The organism is Shinella sp. 838, from assembly GCF_029623935.1.
GTDB lineage: Bacteria > Pseudomonadota > Alphaproteobacteria > Rhizobiales > Rhizobiaceae > Shinella.
In genome coordinates this window covers 1,369,925-1,383,931 of the sequence record NZ_JARSBQ010000001.1, presented here as the reverse complement: position 1 = coordinate 1,383,931, position 14,007 = coordinate 1,369,925, and the positions used below count along the sequence as shown (strand labels likewise).

The 14,007-nt window shown below is 64.7% G+C and carries 14 protein-coding genes; 7 read left to right on the top strand and 7 right to left on the bottom strand.

Features of this window, described 5'->3' with window-relative positions; translation table 11 throughout:
• Positions 1 to 13 precede the first annotated feature (13 nt).
• Positions 14 to 244 carry a hypothetical protein gene (locus P9A16_RS06550; protein ID WP_023516306.1) on the bottom strand — a complete coding sequence of 77 codons (231 nt, stop codon included), beginning with the start codon at positions 242 to 244 and terminating at the stop codon, positions 14 to 16.
• 147 nt (positions 245 to 391) lie between these two features.
• On the opposite strand from P9A16_RS06550, the gene P9A16_RS06545 reads away from it, so the two are divergent.
• Positions 392 to 1,294 carry a LysR family transcriptional regulator gene (locus P9A16_RS06545; protein ID WP_024271227.1) on the top strand — a complete coding sequence of 301 codons (903 nt, stop codon included), beginning with the start codon at positions 392 to 394 and terminating at the stop codon, positions 1,292 to 1,294.
• Here the strand turns inward: P9A16_RS06545 and gor are convergent.
• Positions 1,272 to 2,660, bottom strand: coding sequence for a glutathione-disulfide reductase (gene gor / locus P9A16_RS06540; protein WP_023515095.1), 1,389 nt, complete (start codon positions 2,658 to 2,660; stop codon positions 1,272 to 1,274). The genes P9A16_RS06545 and gor overlap by 23 nt on opposite strands.
• A gap of 272 nt (positions 2,661 to 2,932) precedes the next feature.
• On the opposite strand from gor, the gene P9A16_RS06535 reads away from it, so the two are divergent.
• The gene (locus tag P9A16_RS06535; RefSeq protein ID WP_023515094.1) at positions 2,933 to 3,268 is read left to right on the top strand and encodes a hypothetical protein; all 336 of its coding nucleotides are present in this window, start codon (positions 2,933 to 2,935) and stop codon (positions 3,266 to 3,268) included.
• Between the two features lie 42 nt (positions 3,269 to 3,310).
• On the opposite strand, the gene P9A16_RS06530 is transcribed toward P9A16_RS06535, so the two are convergent.
• The 3 genes from P9A16_RS06530 to rpiA form a co-directional block, all read right to left on the bottom strand.
• Entirely contained in the window at positions 3,311 to 4,177 is an 867-nt protein-coding gene (locus tag P9A16_RS06530) for a hypothetical protein (protein ID WP_023515093.1), read from the bottom strand.
• 99 nt (positions 4,178 to 4,276) lie between these two features.
• On the bottom strand, positions 4,277 to 4,819 hold the full coding sequence (locus P9A16_RS06525) for a DUF2059 domain-containing protein (RefSeq protein WP_023515092.1): 543 nt from the start codon (positions 4,817 to 4,819) through the stop codon (positions 4,277 to 4,279).
• A gap of 18 nt (positions 4,820 to 4,837) precedes the next feature.
• Positions 4,838 to 5,536: a ribose-5-phosphate isomerase RpiA gene (gene rpiA, locus P9A16_RS06520; protein ID WP_023515091.1), complete on the bottom strand. Its 699-nt coding sequence runs from the start codon at positions 5,534 to 5,536 to the stop codon at positions 4,838 to 4,840.
• Between the two features lie 201 nt (positions 5,537 to 5,737).
• Between rpiA and P9A16_RS06515 the strand changes: the two genes are divergently transcribed.
• The gene (locus P9A16_RS06515; RefSeq protein ID WP_278025580.1) at positions 5,738 to 6,412 is read left to right on the top strand and encodes an HAD family hydrolase; all 675 of its coding nucleotides are present in this window, start codon (positions 5,738 to 5,740) and stop codon (positions 6,410 to 6,412) included.
• A gap of 17 nt (positions 6,413 to 6,429) precedes the next feature.
• Positions 6,430 to 7,230: an APH(3'') family aminoglycoside O-phosphotransferase gene (locus tag P9A16_RS06510; protein WP_023515089.1), complete on the top strand. Its 801-nt coding sequence runs from the start codon at positions 6,430 to 6,432 to the stop codon at positions 7,228 to 7,230.
• Here P9A16_RS06510 and P9A16_RS06505 read toward each other — a convergent pair whose 3' ends face one another.
• The gene (locus P9A16_RS06505) at positions 7,231 to 9,105 is read right to left on the bottom strand and encodes a L,D-transpeptidase family protein (RefSeq protein WP_023515088.1); all 1,875 of its coding nucleotides are present in this window, start codon (positions 9,103 to 9,105) and stop codon (positions 7,231 to 7,233) included. It abuts the gene before it with no gap.
• Between the two features lie 530 nt (positions 9,106 to 9,635).
• On the opposite strand from P9A16_RS06505, the gene fumC reads away from it, so the two are divergent.
• From fumC to P9A16_RS06490, 3 genes are all read left to right on the top strand, one after another.
• Positions 9,636 to 11,027, top strand: a complete 1,392-nt coding sequence (gene fumC, locus P9A16_RS06500; RefSeq protein ID WP_023515087.1) for a class II fumarate hydratase — start codon at positions 9,636 to 9,638, stop codon at positions 11,025 to 11,027.
• A 166-nt stretch (positions 11,028 to 11,193) separates the two neighbouring features.
• Entirely contained in the window at positions 11,194 to 12,264 is a 1,071-nt protein-coding gene (locus tag P9A16_RS06495; RefSeq protein WP_023515086.1) for a GGDEF domain-containing protein, read from the top strand.
• Between the two features lie 306 nt (positions 12,265 to 12,570).
• Positions 12,571 to 13,218, top strand: coding sequence for a L,D-transpeptidase (locus P9A16_RS06490; RefSeq protein ID WP_023515085.1), 648 nt, complete (start codon positions 12,571 to 12,573; stop codon positions 13,216 to 13,218).
• A gap of 23 nt (positions 13,219 to 13,241) precedes the next feature.
• On the opposite strand, the gene P9A16_RS06485 is transcribed toward P9A16_RS06490, so the two are convergent.
• Entirely contained in the window at positions 13,242 to 14,003 is a 762-nt protein-coding gene (locus tag P9A16_RS06485) for a M15 family metallopeptidase (RefSeq protein WP_024271226.1), read from the bottom strand.
• Positions 14,004 to 14,007: the final 4 nt, after the last annotated feature.

Below are 14,007 nucleotides of genomic sequence, written 5' to 3'. Positions count from 1 at the left end.
CGACCGGTCTGGTCTAGAAACGACGCAGGATTGCATGTGAGGCAACCGGCCCGTCCGGCAGGACCCGCCGGGTGGCGCCCCGCTTCGGTCGGCTGCGGCCGGCAAGGAGACGCGAGAGAAGCGCGCTCACCCCTTCGAGACCCCGCCACGCCTCCGCCTCCAGCGGATCGGACAAGGGGTCCGCCCGGCGCCGCTTCGTCATCTTCTCCGCCCTGTCGAGGGCGATCATCCATTCCGGGCTCATGACGGCCTCCTGTTTCCGGTATCCTTTCCGAGATAGCGACCGCTCGCCGGCCGGCGTAGATGCGGAAATGAAACGTCCGTTTCACGGATGAGCGATGCCGGCCGGCGGCTTTTGCGCTAGAAAAGGGCGTTCAACAGGAGCCGGTGCATGTCGGAAGTCGACTGGAGCGATCTGCAGCTTTTCTTCCACGTCGCGACGGAGGGCGGCCTTGCCGGCGCGGCGGCGATCACGGGTGCCAGCGCACCGACGATCGGCCGGCGCATGCTGGCGCTGGAGCGGGCCATGGGCCGCACGCTCTTCATCCGCAGCCAGCAGGGTTACAGGCTCGCGCCGGACGGCGTGGTTCTGCTGGACCATGTCCGGACGATCCGCCGCACGACCGCCGACATCACCCGCTGGCACGGCGATGCCTTCGCATTGCCCATCGTCTCGATAGCCGGCGACATCTGGGTGATGGACTTCATCGCGGAAAACACGCGCGCGCTGCGTGGCCCGGCCGACAGTTTCCGCCTGTGCTGCAAGCATTTTCCGGCAGGGGAAGACCTGACCTATCGCCACGGCATGATCGGCCTCTTCCACAGCGCACCGAAGAGCGGCAATGTCGCCGTGCGCAAGTCGGTGACCGTGGCCTATGCGGTCTATCGCGCCGCAGATCTCGCCTTCGAGGCGGACCCGCCCTGGGTTTCGATCGGCACCGAGGTCGCCGTGTCCGATGCGGAGAAATGGGTTTTCCGCAACCACGAGCCGCAGATCCACACCTGGACGAATGCGCCGGCCGTGCTCGCGCGGCTGATCGCCGGTGGCGCCGGGCGCGGCGTGCTGCCGGCCTTCGTCGGCGACGCCATGCCCGCGCTCGTGCGCGAGGGCTCCCCAATCGAGGATCTCGGCCATCCGCTCTGGCTCGCCGTCAACGACGACGACCGCCACCGGCCGGAAATGCGGCTGGCCCTCGATCGCCTCGCAGGCCTCTTCAAGCGCCACGAGGACCGCTTCGCCGGCCGGCTGGCCGGCGAGGAACAGCCGTCCGTCAGAGCCGCTGCCCGTTCCTGACGCGATAGCTCGGCTGGTACATGGTCACCAGCTCCTCCGACGCCGTCGGATGCACTGCCATGGTGCGGTCAAAATCGTCCTTGGTGACGCCGGCCTTCAGCGAGATGCCGAGCAGCTGCGCCATCTCGCCGGCCTCATGGCCGAGAATGTGCGCGCCGACGACCTTGCGATCGGCCGCATTGACGACGAGCTTCATGATCGTCTTTTCCTGCCGGCCGGAGAGCGTCGCCTTCATCGGGCGGAACTCGGCGCGGTAGACCTCCAGCTCGTCGAAGGTCTTTGCCGCCGCCTCTTCGCTGAGGCCGACGGTGCCGATCTCCGGCTGGGAGAAGACCGCGGTGGCGATGAGGTCGTGGTCCGGCGAAACCGGGTTGCCGCGGAACTCCGTCTCGATGAAGCACATCGCCTCATGGATCGCGACAGGGGTGAGCTGCACGCGGTCGGTGACGTCGCCGAGCGCGAAAATGCCGGGCACGTTGGTGCGGGAATGGGCATCGACGATGATCGCCCCCCGCTCGTCCGTCGCAACGCCGGCCGTGTCCAGGCCGAGGCTGCCGGTGTTCGGCGCGCGGCCGAGCGCCAGCATCACCTGATCGACGGCAAGCGTCTCGCCCGTCTTGGTGGTGACGGTGCGCCCGCCACCCTCGACTTCGCTCACACGGGTGATGATGTCCTCGCAGAGGATGCGGATCCCCTTGGCGACCATCGCCGCCTGCACGCCCTGGCGCATGTCCTGGTCGAAACGCGACAGGATCTGCTTGCCGCGGTAGATCAGCGTCGTCTCGACGCCGAGGCCATGGAAGATGTTGGCGAATTCGACCGCGATGTAGCCGCCGCCGGCGATCAGGATGGATTTCGGCAGTTCCGGCAGGTCGAACGCCTCGTTGGAACTGATGCAGAGCGCATGGCCGGGCAGGTCGGCATGCGGCGTCGGATGGCCGCCGACGGCGATGAGGATGCGCTCGGCCGTCACCAGCTCGTCCGTCGCCGTCAGGCGCACGGTGTTCGGCCCGACGAGCACGGCGCGGCTCGCAAGGATTGTCGCGCCCGCATTGTCGAGGCCCTTGCGGTAGAGCCCTTCCAGACGGGTGATCTCCTTCTCCTTGGCTGCAACGAGCGCCTGCCAGTCGAAACGGGTCTCCCCGACCTGCCAGCCGAAGCCGGCGGCATCCTCGAAATGTTCAGGAAACTGCGAGGCGTAGACATAGAGCTTCTTGGGCACGCAGCCACGGATGACGCAGGTACCGCCGAAACGGAACTCCTCGGCGATAGCCACCTTCTTGCCCATGCCGGCGGCAAGGCGCGCGCTGCGCACGCCGCCGGAGCCTCCACCGATGACGAAGAGGTCGTAGTCGAATGTCGGCATGGTGATCTCCTGCGGGCAAGCCTGGCCGGACGGCCGTCTGACGGGGGCCGACGGTGCGAATCCGCCGTCGGGCGCTACACATATAGGAACAGCAGGGCCAAAAGGAAAAGACCACGTCGCCGCAGCCCGGCGCTGCAGGCATTTCCTCCCCTTCACGTCTTCGCGAGATCCGCCCAAAAATGGGTAGGACGACGGCGGCAATTCCCGTTTACGTCCGCCCGCATGCACTCTAAGAATTGCACGCTCGATTGTGGGCTAACTGGATGACAAATATGCACAAATTCAGACATTTCACAGCAGCCGCCGCAGCACTCGTCATGCTTGCAGGCCCGGCCGCCGCGGAAGACCTCGTCTTCAAGCTCAAGAACGGCACCGGCTCGGTGCTGACCCGCTTCCACACCTCCCCGGTCGGCGTCGACAAGTGGGAAGAGGATGTTTTCGGCGAGCAGGTCCTGAACCCCGGCGAAACGATCGAGATCACCATCGCGGACGGCCGCAGCGTCTGCGAATACGACATGCGCTTCGAGTTCACGGAAGATTCCGACCTCGACACGACCACCGATACGCAAAACCTCTGCGAGCTCGGCGAATACACGATCCACGAATGAGCCCGCCCGGGATCGCCGCGCATTGCGGCGGTCCCGCACGTCTCAGGCCATGACAGTGCCGCGCTCGACGGCCGCCTGAAAAGCCTCGGAAATCGCCGAAAACTTGAGCGCCTGCCAGCGCCGGTATTCTAGGACGAGATCCGGTGAGACCCAGCAGTCGCCGCGATTGCCGGCAAGCGCCCAGCCGATCAGCCCCTCGTCCCGCGCCCTGGCCAGGATGCGTGCCGTGTGGCTCTGCGAGATCAGGTAGCGCGCGGCAATGCCGCTCGACGTCACCGGTCCGATCCAGACCCGAGTTTCTGTCAGGTGCCACGGCGCCCGCGCCGCGATGTCGTGCAGGATGTTGCTGCCCGCTTCCGCCCGGGTGAACAGGCCGACGGCATTCGGCGGGCGACACCAGCCCTGCGCGGAAAGCAGCAGGCGCGCCATGCGCGTCTGTGCAGGAAGGATGAGGTCCGGCGCCGCCCGCAGACGCTCCGCACGCCCCGCGCCGTCCATGCGGTCGAGCGCTTCCAGATGGGTGCAGTACCAGCGGCGGATCAGGTCTTCCGTATGCGCCCGCGCAACGAAAACCCGCTGCCGGCGGTCGCTGTTCGCAAGCGGCTCGACGAGACCGTACTGCCGCATCTCGGCCAGGAAGGCGAGAACGGTGTTGCGGCTGGCGATCGGCGTATTGGCAAGGAAGCGCAGGAGATTGCTGGGCGAGATCGGCGGGCGCGCCGGATCGAGACGATGCTCGAAGTGCAGCGCTAGCGTTGCTTGGCTGAGAAGCCATTTTTGCAGGTCCGCCAGATAGCGCACCTCGCGGGGAATCTCGCGATGCGTGGCCAGAAGCTCGGCGGCGGAAAAAACGAGACAGTCCTGGAACCGACTGTCCGCAAGAAGACGGTCGACGCTATAGACTATCATCTGGTCGGGAACGCGATCGGCGAAAGATCGCTCTGGCAGCACGGGCGACAGGGCGGCATAACGGAAAAGGGCGGCTCGCGCCGCCCCTTCATCATTCGGTTACTGCTGCGGCTGCGCTTCGCCGCCCTCGGCCGACGCTGCGGCGCCGAGGATCGGGTTCAGCTTCTTGGCGCTTTCGGCACGCAGGTCGCGGTCGACGCCGACAGCCCAGATCTCGGCGGCCTTCATGACTTCGCGCGTGGCGATCGGGCCGTCCGACAGCAGCTTCTTGCCGACCGGCGAGCTGTAGAAGTCAGCGATCGACTTCAGCTCTTCCTGGGTGAAGGTCTTGGCGTAGATCGTCGCGGCTTCCTTCTCGAGGTCGGCGCGGCGCGGGGCGAGCGCCAGAGCCTGCTCGTCGACGGTGGCGTTGATTTCCGTCTCGTGGTTCGGCGAGGCCTGGACGAGCGTCGCCTTGATGCGAACGGCAAGACCCGGCAGGATGTTGTCGAAACCGTTCGTGGCACCGATCGCGTCGATGGCGGCGCGGGCAGCCTTGACCTGCTCATCGGTGACGTCCTGCGCCTTGGTGGCGCCGGCAAGCGCTGCCGATACGATGAGGGTCGCCGCGAGGGTCCGGCCGAAACCAGCAAATTTGATCATGTCGGTCTGTGCTCCTGTCTAGTCTTTTGCCGTCAGCGTGCGCGCACCCGCGGGTCCCGCGATGATGGCCAGCGACGCCATGTTGATGAAGAGTCCGTGTTCGACGACACCGGGAATGTCATTGAGGTTGCTTGCGAGCGCATCTGCATCAGGAATGCGGCCAAAAGATGCGTCGAGAATGTAGTGTCCACCGTCCGTCATGAACGTGCCGTCGCCCGAAGCGCGCAGCGCGATTCCCCCGGAAAGCCCAAGGCGGGCCGCCGTCTTCTCGATGGCGATGCGGGTGGCGGTGAGACCGAAGGGATTGACTTCGATCGGCAGTTTGAAGGCGCCGAGCGTCTCCACGACCTTGGTCTCGTCGGCAATGACGATCATGCGCGTCGAGGCGCTGGCGACGATCTTCTCGCGCAGCAGCGCGCCGCCGCCGCCCTTGATGAGGCGCAGCTTGCCGTCGACTTCATCGGCGCCGTCGATGGTGAGGTCGAGTTCCGGCAGTTCGTCGAGCGACTTCAGCCGCACGCCGAGCTCGACGCAGAGCCGCGCCGTGCGCTCGGAGGTGGGCACGCCCTCGACCTTCAGGCCGCCGGCGACCTTTTCCGCCAGGAGCCGCACGAACTCCTCGGCGGTCGATCCGGTGCCGATACCGAGGCGCATGCCGTCCTCTACATGGGTGAGCGCGACCTCTGCGGCCTTGATCTTCATTTCCCGGGCGTCCATGCCCAAAACTCCTTGAATGGTCGTCGGCCGGCGCCGAAGCGGCCGGATTTCCGGTGAGACACTTACACGCCCCCGCCGGCAAACGAAAGCCAAAAACGCCGCCCGTCCCATGCCGGCCAAGGCGGAGAAGGCGATTGCAAATGCCGGCGCCATCGCATACCGGAAGGGCCTGCCTGCGTCCTCCCCATACAAGGTTTCCCCATGTCCGCTTCTCTCGTAGTCTTCGATCTCGACGGTACGCTCATCGACACGGCGCACGATCTCGTGGCAAGCCTCAACCACACGATCGGCCTCGAGGGCCTCGAGCCCGTCGGTTACGGCGACCTTACCTATCTCGTCGGCCACGGCGGCCAGGTGATGATCAAGCGCGCCTTCGCGCTGCGCGGACGCGACATTTCCGAGGAGGAGCTGCAGCGCATGCTCGCCGCCTTCGTCGAGCACTATTCCGGCGCGATGCCCGGCGTTTCCGTGCCCTATCCGGGCCTTCTCGACGCCATGGACCGCCTTGTCGACGCCGGCCACCGCCTTGCCGTCTGCACCAACAAGCTGGAAGGCCTCGCCCGCCGCCTGCTCGACGGCCTCGCCCTCACCCCGCGTTTTGCGGCGATCACCGGCGGCGACACCTTCGCGGTGCGCAAGCCGGACGCCGAGCACCTGCTCGGCACCGTCCGCCTTGCCGAGGCCGATCCGAAGCGCACGGTAATGATCGGCGACAGCCTCAACGACATGCTCGTCGCCCGCAATGCCGGCGTGCCCTCCATCGGCGTGCCCTTCGGCTACTCGGACGTACCCGTCGCCGACCTTGAACCGAGCCATGTCATCACCCATTTCGACGAATTGACACCCGACCTCGTCGAGCGGCTCATCGCCCGCTGATATCCCGGAGGAAAGCCTTGGACTGGACGGAAACACTCTTGAACCTCCAGTCCGGCTGGACTCCCGTCCATCAGGGCGAATCCGGCGACCGGGTTTTCCGCAGCCCGGATGGCCGCAGCTACGCCAAGCTGGCAACCGGCAACCGTGCGCCGGAGCTTGCCGGCGAACGGGACCGTCTCGGCTGGCTCGCCGGCCGGGGCATCGCCTGTCCCTTGCTGGAGGACTGGCGGGAGAACGAACACGGCGCCTGCCTGGTGATGAGCGCCGTGTCCGGCGTTCCCGCCGTCACGCTTACGGGCGACGACCTTCTGAAGGCATGGCCGTCGATGGCCGAACAGCTTGCGGCCATGCACGCCCTTCCCGTCGCGGATTGCCCCTTCGAAAAGAACCTTTCCGGCATGTTCGCCCGCGCCGCCGACGTGGTGGCGCGCGATGCCGTCAATCCGGACTTCCTGCCCGACGAGGATCAAGGCCAGCCGGGCAGCGTGCTCCTCGCCCGTGTTGAGGCAGACCTGCCGCAGCGGCTCGCGCAGGAAAAAACGGACCGCGTCGTCTGCCACGGCGACCCCTGCCTGCCGAATTTCATGGTGGACCCGCACACACTGCGTTGCACGGGCCTGATCGATCTCGGCTGGCTCGGCACGGCGGATCGTTGTGCCGATCTCACGTTGATGCTCGCCAACGCTTCGGAAAACTGGGCAACGCAGGCACAGGCGGCAGAGGCCTTCGACACCCTATTCTACGCCCTAAAGATCGAGGCGCCCGATGAGGGGCGCCTCGCATTCTATCTCAGGCTGGATCCGCTGACCTGGGGTTGATCAGCTTTCCCCCTGCCGCGCCTTCTGCGTGGCGGCGAAGGCCTTGCGCATGTAGCCGTCACGGTCATAGACATCGTCGAAATACTCGACCACGCCGTCCTTGTTCGGCCAGGCGGTGAAGTAGGCGATGTAGATCGGAATGTCGGCCTTGACGTTCAGCGCCTTGTTCTTGCCACCGGCGATTTCCTTGCCGACGTCTTCCTCGCTGACACCAAGCACCGCGGCGGCCATCTTGCGCGGCTCGGCAAGACGCACGCAGCCGTGGCTCAGCGCCCGCATGTCCTTCTTGAAGAAGCTCTTCGACGGTGTGTCGTGCATGTAGATGGCGTGGCTGTTCGGGAACAGGATCTTCAGTTCGCCCAGCGCATTGTCGCCGCTCGGCGGCTGGCGGACGGAGACGCCCGCGGTCGAGCCGTACCAGTTGACCGACGACGAGGCGACCGCGCGGCCGCCGACAGCGACCTCATAGCCCATGCGGTCGAGATAGGACGGATCGTTCCGGAGCTTCGGCAGCATCTCGTTGATGATGATCGACTGCGGCACGCCCCAATAGGGGTTCACCTCGACGGTCTGCACCTTGTCCTCGAAGAAATAGGTCTGGTTCGACTTGGAGCCGACGACCGTGCGCATCGAGAACTTTTCCGCGCCGTCCTCGTAGTAGTAGACTTGGAAGGCCGGCTGGTTGATGAAGACGTGGCGCGCGCCGAGATCGACCGGCAGCCAGCGCGCCTGTTCCAGCGCCACTTCGAGCTTGGCGACCTTGTCAGCGACCGAATCGCCGCCGACGAGCTTTCGGATCGACGCCTTGCCGACGACGCCATCCGGTTTCAGCCCGTTCTCCTTCTGGAAGGCTTCGACGAGCGCGACCAGCTCGGGTGTGTAGTCCGGCGTGTCCTTGTAGTTGGCGATGGCAAGCGAATGGTCCGTCTTCAATGCATCCGAACCGTGCCTGACGACACCCTTGACGATGTTCGCAAGTTCCGGATTGCTCTGGCCCGGCTTCAGCACGGTGCCTTCGGCGATGACGACACGGTCCTCGCCAGAGGTCTCCGCCTTCAACTTTGCAAGCTCGGCCTTCAGCGCCCGGAAATCGGCGCTCGCCGGAGAACGGCTTTCGAGATAGCCCTTGACGTTGCTGCTCATCGCCACGTTCTTCAGCGCCGCGACGAGGTTGACGTCCTTGCGCTTGAAATCGTGGTAGCCGGAGATCTTGTTCGGATCGATGCGGCCGCGCACGGCGTCCTGCACATAGGCGGCGACGGCCGCGGAAAGACCGACCTCGAAGGCCGCAAGCTCGCTGTAGCGCGCATTCATGTCGGCGCTGTCAAAGCTTTCGGCCGGGATCTTGACTGCATAGTCCCAGGGATCGAGGCCGACGGCGGCCGCATCGGCCAGCACCGCGATGGCGGTCTTCGCCTTGTCGTTGATGCCGGTGCCGTCGATCCAGACGAATTTCTTCTGCGTGCCGTAGAACGTCTCGACCGCCTTGGCGGCATCCGGTGTCGCACGCACATTGATGGTGGAGAAGGCGGCGCGCACACCGGCATCGCCGGCCGGCGCGATATCGGCCGAAATGGAGCTGGTGACGACCGGGTCGGCCAGCTTGTCAACCGCGACACGCCTCAGGGCATCGGCCTTGTAGGTGTAGTAGCGCGGGCCGGTAACACGCGGAAGCGGCTTGGCTTCCTGCTTCACCTCGGCGCCAGGCAGCGCCACGCCGGTCGTGACGCCGGGGAGCGGCTCGGACTTCTGCTTCTTCTTGCCGTTCAGCCATTCCATGACGGTCAGGGCGTTGGCGGGTGTCGCATGGAGCGAAACAGTGGCGCAGGAAAGAGCCAGCGTGGCGGCCAGCACGGCAGTCTTGGTAAGCTTCATCTGTATTCCATTCCCCGAATGAACCGTACGCACGGTCTCTGGCGGCGCCCGAACCAGCAGGCCGGTAAGTTATAGGAAAGGATGGTTGATGAAAAGGAAACGCCCCTTCCCCCAGCCCTCGCAAAACCTCACGAATCCGTGACGCCAGACCCTGGCAAGCCAGACGGATGAAGCCCCGTAAAAATTTGAATTGGCGTCGATTTTTCCTGCGGGAAACACAAATTCCGCAAAATCCGCCTTGAGAGCGCGAAAAAACAAGCGGGCGGTTGTGATGGAAAAGGCACAGCGCCGAAAGCCCCGGCCGGACCTGTCGGCGCCCCTGCGCCGGCCTAATCGATTTTAACCGAAAGTCTCGTGCGCCCCGCCAATCCGCCCCTTGCAACCCCGTCGCAGATGGGCCAGAGATTTGCGCGATTTTTTCGCGCCAGCGCGGGGCCCCGGAAGGTCCGCGCGTGCCCGGCCTGCCGCTTCCCATGCGGCGGCACCGCCGGCGGCTCACCGAAGCGCATGGGTATTTAGCGGGAAGCACAATGACATCGACGCGCACGGAAACGGATACATTCGGCCCCATCGAAGTGGACAACAGCCGCTATTGGGGCGCGCAGGCCCAGCGCTCGCTCGGCAACTTCAAGATCGGCTGGGAAAAGCAGCCGCTGTCGGTCGTACGTGCCCTCGGCATCGTCAAGCAGGCTGCCGCCCGCGCCAACATGGAACTGAACCGCCTCGACCCTGAAATCGGCAAGGCCATCACCGAGGCCGCGCAGGAAGTCATCGACGGCAAGCTCAACGATCATTTCCCGCTCGTCGTCTGGCAGACGGGTTCGGGCACCCAGTCGAACATGAACGCCAACGAGGTGATCTCCAACCGGGCGATCGAAATGCTCGGCGGCGTGATGGGCTCCAAGAAGCCGGTGCATCCGAACGACCACGTCAACATGAGCCAGTCGTCGAACGACACCTATCCGACAGCCATGCACATCGCCTGCGCCGAGCGCATCGTGCACGACCTCCTGCCGGCGCTGAAGCACCTCCACGCCGCGCTCGAAGCCAAGGTCAAGGCCTTCGACCACATCATCAAGATCGGCCGTACGCACACACAGGATGCAACGCCCCTCACCCTCGGTCAGGAGTTCTCCGGCTATGCCGCGCAGGTCGCTTCCGCGATCAAGCGCATCGAACTGACGCTGCCGGGCCTGTGCGAACTCGCCCAGGGCGGCACCGCCGTCGGCACGGGCCTCAACGCCCCGGTCGGCTTTGCCGAAAAGGTCGCCGCGCACATCGCCGCGATCACCGGCATCGACTTCGTGACCGCACCGAACAAGTTCGAGGCGCTGGCCGCCCACGATTCCATGGTCTTCTCGCACGGCGCGATCAATGCGGCCGCCGCAGCGCTGTTCAAGATCGCCAACGACATCCGCTTCCTCGGCTCCGGCCCGCGCTCGGGCCTCGGCGAACTGGCGCTGCCGGAAAACGAACCCGGCTCCTCCATCATGCCCGGCAAGGTCAACCCGACCCAGTGCGAAGCCCTCACCCAGGTCTGCGCCCAGGTCTTCGGCAACCACGCCTCGCTCACCTTCGCCGGCAGCCAGGGCCATTTCGAGCTCAACGTCTTCAATCCGCTGATGGCCTACAACTTCCTGCAGTCCGTCCAGCTCCTCTCGGATGCCGCGATCTCCTTCACGGACAATTGCGTCACCGGCATCGAGGCCCGCGAGGACAACATCAAGGCGGCGCTCGACCGCTCGCTGATGCTCGTAACCGCACTCGCCCCGAAGATCGGCTACGACAACGCCGCCAAGATCGCCAAGACCGCCCACAAGAACGGCACGACGCTGCGTGAGGAGGCCGTCGGCGGCGGTTACGTCACCAACGAAGAATTCGACGCGGTTGTGCGCCCTGAGAAGATGATTATGCCGGGTTGAGGCAGAATTTTCGAATATTCTACTACGGAGGCCGCAGATCATTGAATCTGCGGCCTTTTTTCTGACTGCTTTCCGTTGCGGCAGCTACAACCGTTAATCATTCCCAAAGCATTTGGGTATTATTTTGCGGGATGGGAGCCAATGAAGGAAATCAGGAGCAGCCGACATGAACACGGCCGTTGCGCAAAAGGTCCAGGTGCCGGATATCGCCGCGCAGGTGACCTATGCCATGCGCATAATGGGTGTCTCTCCCATCCCGCGGAACTACGAGCTGTTCTATGAGGCCTATATCGGCTCCAACCCCAAGCTGACGCGGGAACTCGCGGCACTCGGCAGCAAGGCCTCGCAGGAGGAGCTGGACGAGATCGGCGCCCAATATTTCGGCCACCACCATGGCGCCACCGCCATCGACGGCGCGCACACGCGGATCGTCGGTGAGCTGGAGGGCCTGCTGCGCCTCCTCAAGCAGGAGCAGACCTCGCTCGAAAGCTACAACAAGCTGCTCGACGAAACGGTCGTCCGCATCACCGGCAAGAACGCCACGAGCGTCGACATCATCAGAAGCGTCATCGGCGTGCTCACGCAAGCGACGGGCGACACCATCAACCAGGGCAAGGAGATGGTGCAGAACGTCGCACAGAAGTCGATCGAAATGGACAATGTGCGCAAGGAGCTCGACGAGTACAAGCGCATCGCCAACACGGATTCGCTGACGCAGCTTTCCAACCGCCGCGCCTTCGACGACAAGCTCTCCGCCATCTACAATTCGACGATGTCGCGCAACGTGACCGCGCTGATCCTCGCCGATATCGACCACTTCAAGAAGATCAACGACACCTATGGCCACCCCGTCGGCGACAAGATCCTCGCTTCCGTCGGCAGCCTGATCCGCGCCAATGTGCGCAAGGACATCCTCGTCGCCCGCACCGGCGGCGAGGAATTCGCGATGATCGTCGAGGGCAACACCGAGGAAGAGGCGATGGCGATCGCCGAGCGGATCCGCATCGCGCTGGAGCACACGCCCTTCAAGAACTCCAAGACCGGCGTCAACTACGGCCCCATCACCATTTCGCTCGGCTTCTGCATGGCCTCCTGGGCGGAAGGCCCGGGCGAACTCTACTCCAAGGCGGACATCGCCCTCTACTGTGCCAAGAACGGCGGTCGCAACCGCACCATGCCCTTCGAGGACGGCATGAAGAAGGACTTCTCCAAGAGCTGGCTGATCTACCGGAAGTAGGCGGCCAAAACTCCTTTCGAAAACGGCGCCTTCGGGCGCCGTTCTGCATTTTGCGCTCCCCGATGGAACCCCGGCCGCCATCGCGCGTTCCAGGCGCAGGAGGAACGCGCCATGCAAACGGGATTTTTCGAGCTGACGATGCTGACCGCCCTGATGTTGAGCAGTCTCATTTGGATCCAGCCCTTCTGAAGCGGCCGGAGGCCTGTTCCCGCCGGAACATCGTGGCCGGCAGCGCTGTCCTACAACGTCCCCATCAGAACAAGGCGCCGGGCACGAAGCCGACGGCCGACGACAGGGACCAGGACAATGAAAACGCTCGCCATCGCACTTCTCGCAGGCCTCCTCTCCACCGCAGGCGCCGCCGTTGCCGCCGACAATACGGTCGATCCGGTCGAGGTCGCCTCGCTCTCCTCCTCCACCCAGAAGACCGGCTGGCTGCAGGTGCTTTCGGGCGGCAAGCCGGTGAAGTCGGAAAAGAAGATCGCCGCCGTCTCCCGCGCGCCGATCGCCCGCGAACTGGTCGCCTTCACGGAGAAGGTCGCGCCGGGCACCATCATCGTCGACAATTCCGAACGCCGCCTCTACCACGTCCTTGGCTCGGGCCTCGCCATGAAATACGCCATCAGCGTCGGCCGCGAAGGTTTTATCTGGACCGGCTCGGAAAAGGTGACGCGCAAGACCGAATGGCCGACCTGGACGCCCCCGGGAGACATGCGCGCCCGTGAAGCCAAGAAAGGCAAGATCCTGCCCGTCTCCATGAAAGGCGGCCTCGAAAACCCGCTCGGCTCGCGCGCCATCTACCTCGGCTCGACCATCTACCGCATCCACGGCACCAACCAGCCGTCCTCGCTGGGCAAGGCGCAGTCCTCCGGCTGCATCCGCATGGCGAACGAAGACGTCGAACACCTTTATGCCCAGGTCACGACGGGCGTCACGGTCATCGTTCGCGATTGATTTCGAGAGCCATCGCCCACCCCTCAGCGGCAGGCGGAAGCGCCTGCCGCTTTTGCGATCGCGATGAGGTCCGGGCGGTATTCGAAGTGCATCGTATCGTAGTGATACCAGCGCCCGCCCCAGACAAAGCCGTGCTGCTCGAAGAGCGCGACGATCTCCAGCGGATACTTGTTGGAATATTTCGGCACCTTGCCGGGCTTGCCGCCCGACCAGATCCAATAGTCGGCGAACTTGGTGTTGAGGTCGATGGCAGCCCCGAAACTGTGCACCGACATGTTTTTCGCACCGGACACTTTTCGCCAGTTGAACACACCGGCAGACGGCGCGAGATAACGCTTCAACTCCGGTTTGGCCATGAGCGCATCGCGCACCTTCTCCAGCGCCGCCGCCGCACCCTGCCGCTTCGTCACACGCAGCGTCTCGCCGAACCATTTGACCGGCACCAGATCCGCCTGCACCGCCTTGGCGGATTTCCCATAAAGCCGCATCATCAGCGCATCGCTGCGGATGCGGCCGGGGTCGAAGTCGACGGCGGGTTTCGCCTCACAGGCCCCCAGCGGATAGATCTGCCGCAGGCTGTCCTCGACGTCGCCGGCAGCAAGCGCCGCCTGGTGATCCTTCGCCTTGCCGTCGTCGATCTCAAGCGGTGGCCCGCCGTCCTTGAAGACAAGCGTGTTTCCCTCGATGCCGGCAAGGCTTTCCGGATAGGCGGCCACCAGCAGTTTCAGGCGGGCCGCAAGGTCGGGTTCCGCAGCACCGGCCGGGGACGCGGCGACGACCAGCATCGCC

What these genes read in the sequence shown, in the direction of transcription:
- fumC (WP_023515087.1), top strand. Translation starts at nt 9,636, where the DNA reads ATGACATCGACGCGCACGGAAACGGATACATTCGGCCCCATCGAAGTG.
- P9A16_RS06505 (WP_023515088.1), bottom strand. Translation starts at nt 9,105, where the DNA reads ATGAAGCTTACCAAGACTGCCGTGCTGGCCGCCACGCTGGCTCTTTCC.
- P9A16_RS06545 (WP_024271227.1), top strand. Translation starts at nt 392, where the DNA reads ATGTCGGAAGTCGACTGGAGCGATCTGCAGCTTTTCTTCCACGTCGCG.
- gor (WP_023515095.1), bottom strand. Translation starts at nt 2,660, where the DNA reads ATGCCGACATTCGACTACGACCTCTTCGTCATCGGTGGAGGCTCCGGC.
- P9A16_RS06490 (WP_023515085.1), top strand. Translation starts at nt 12,571, where the DNA reads ATGAAAACGCTCGCCATCGCACTTCTCGCAGGCCTCCTCTCCACCGCA.
- P9A16_RS06530 (WP_023515093.1), bottom strand. Translation starts at nt 4,177, where the DNA reads ATGATAGTCTATAGCGTCGACCGTCTTCTTGCGGACAGTCGGTTCCAG.
- rpiA (WP_023515091.1), bottom strand. Translation starts at nt 5,536, where the DNA reads ATGGACGCCCGGGAAATGAAGATCAAGGCCGCAGAGGTCGCGCTCACC.
- P9A16_RS06515 (WP_278025580.1), top strand. Translation starts at nt 5,738, where the DNA reads ATGTCCGCTTCTCTCGTAGTCTTCGATCTCGACGGTACGCTCATCGAC.
- P9A16_RS06485 (WP_024271226.1), bottom strand. Translation starts at nt 14,003, where the DNA reads ATGCTGGTCGTCGCCGCGTCCCCGGCCGGTGCTGCGGAACCCGACCTT.
- P9A16_RS06495 (WP_023515086.1), top strand. Translation starts at nt 11,194, where the DNA reads ATGAACACGGCCGTTGCGCAAAAGGTCCAGGTGCCGGATATCGCCGCG.
- P9A16_RS06550 (WP_023516306.1), bottom strand. Translation starts at nt 244, where the DNA reads ATGAGCCCGGAATGGATGATCGCCCTCGACAGGGCGGAGAAGATGACG.
- P9A16_RS06525 (WP_023515092.1), bottom strand. Translation starts at nt 4,819, where the DNA reads ATGATCAAATTTGCTGGTTTCGGCCGGACCCTCGCGGCGACCCTCATC.
- P9A16_RS06535 (WP_023515094.1), top strand. Translation starts at nt 2,933, where the DNA reads ATGCACAAATTCAGACATTTCACAGCAGCCGCCGCAGCACTCGTCATG.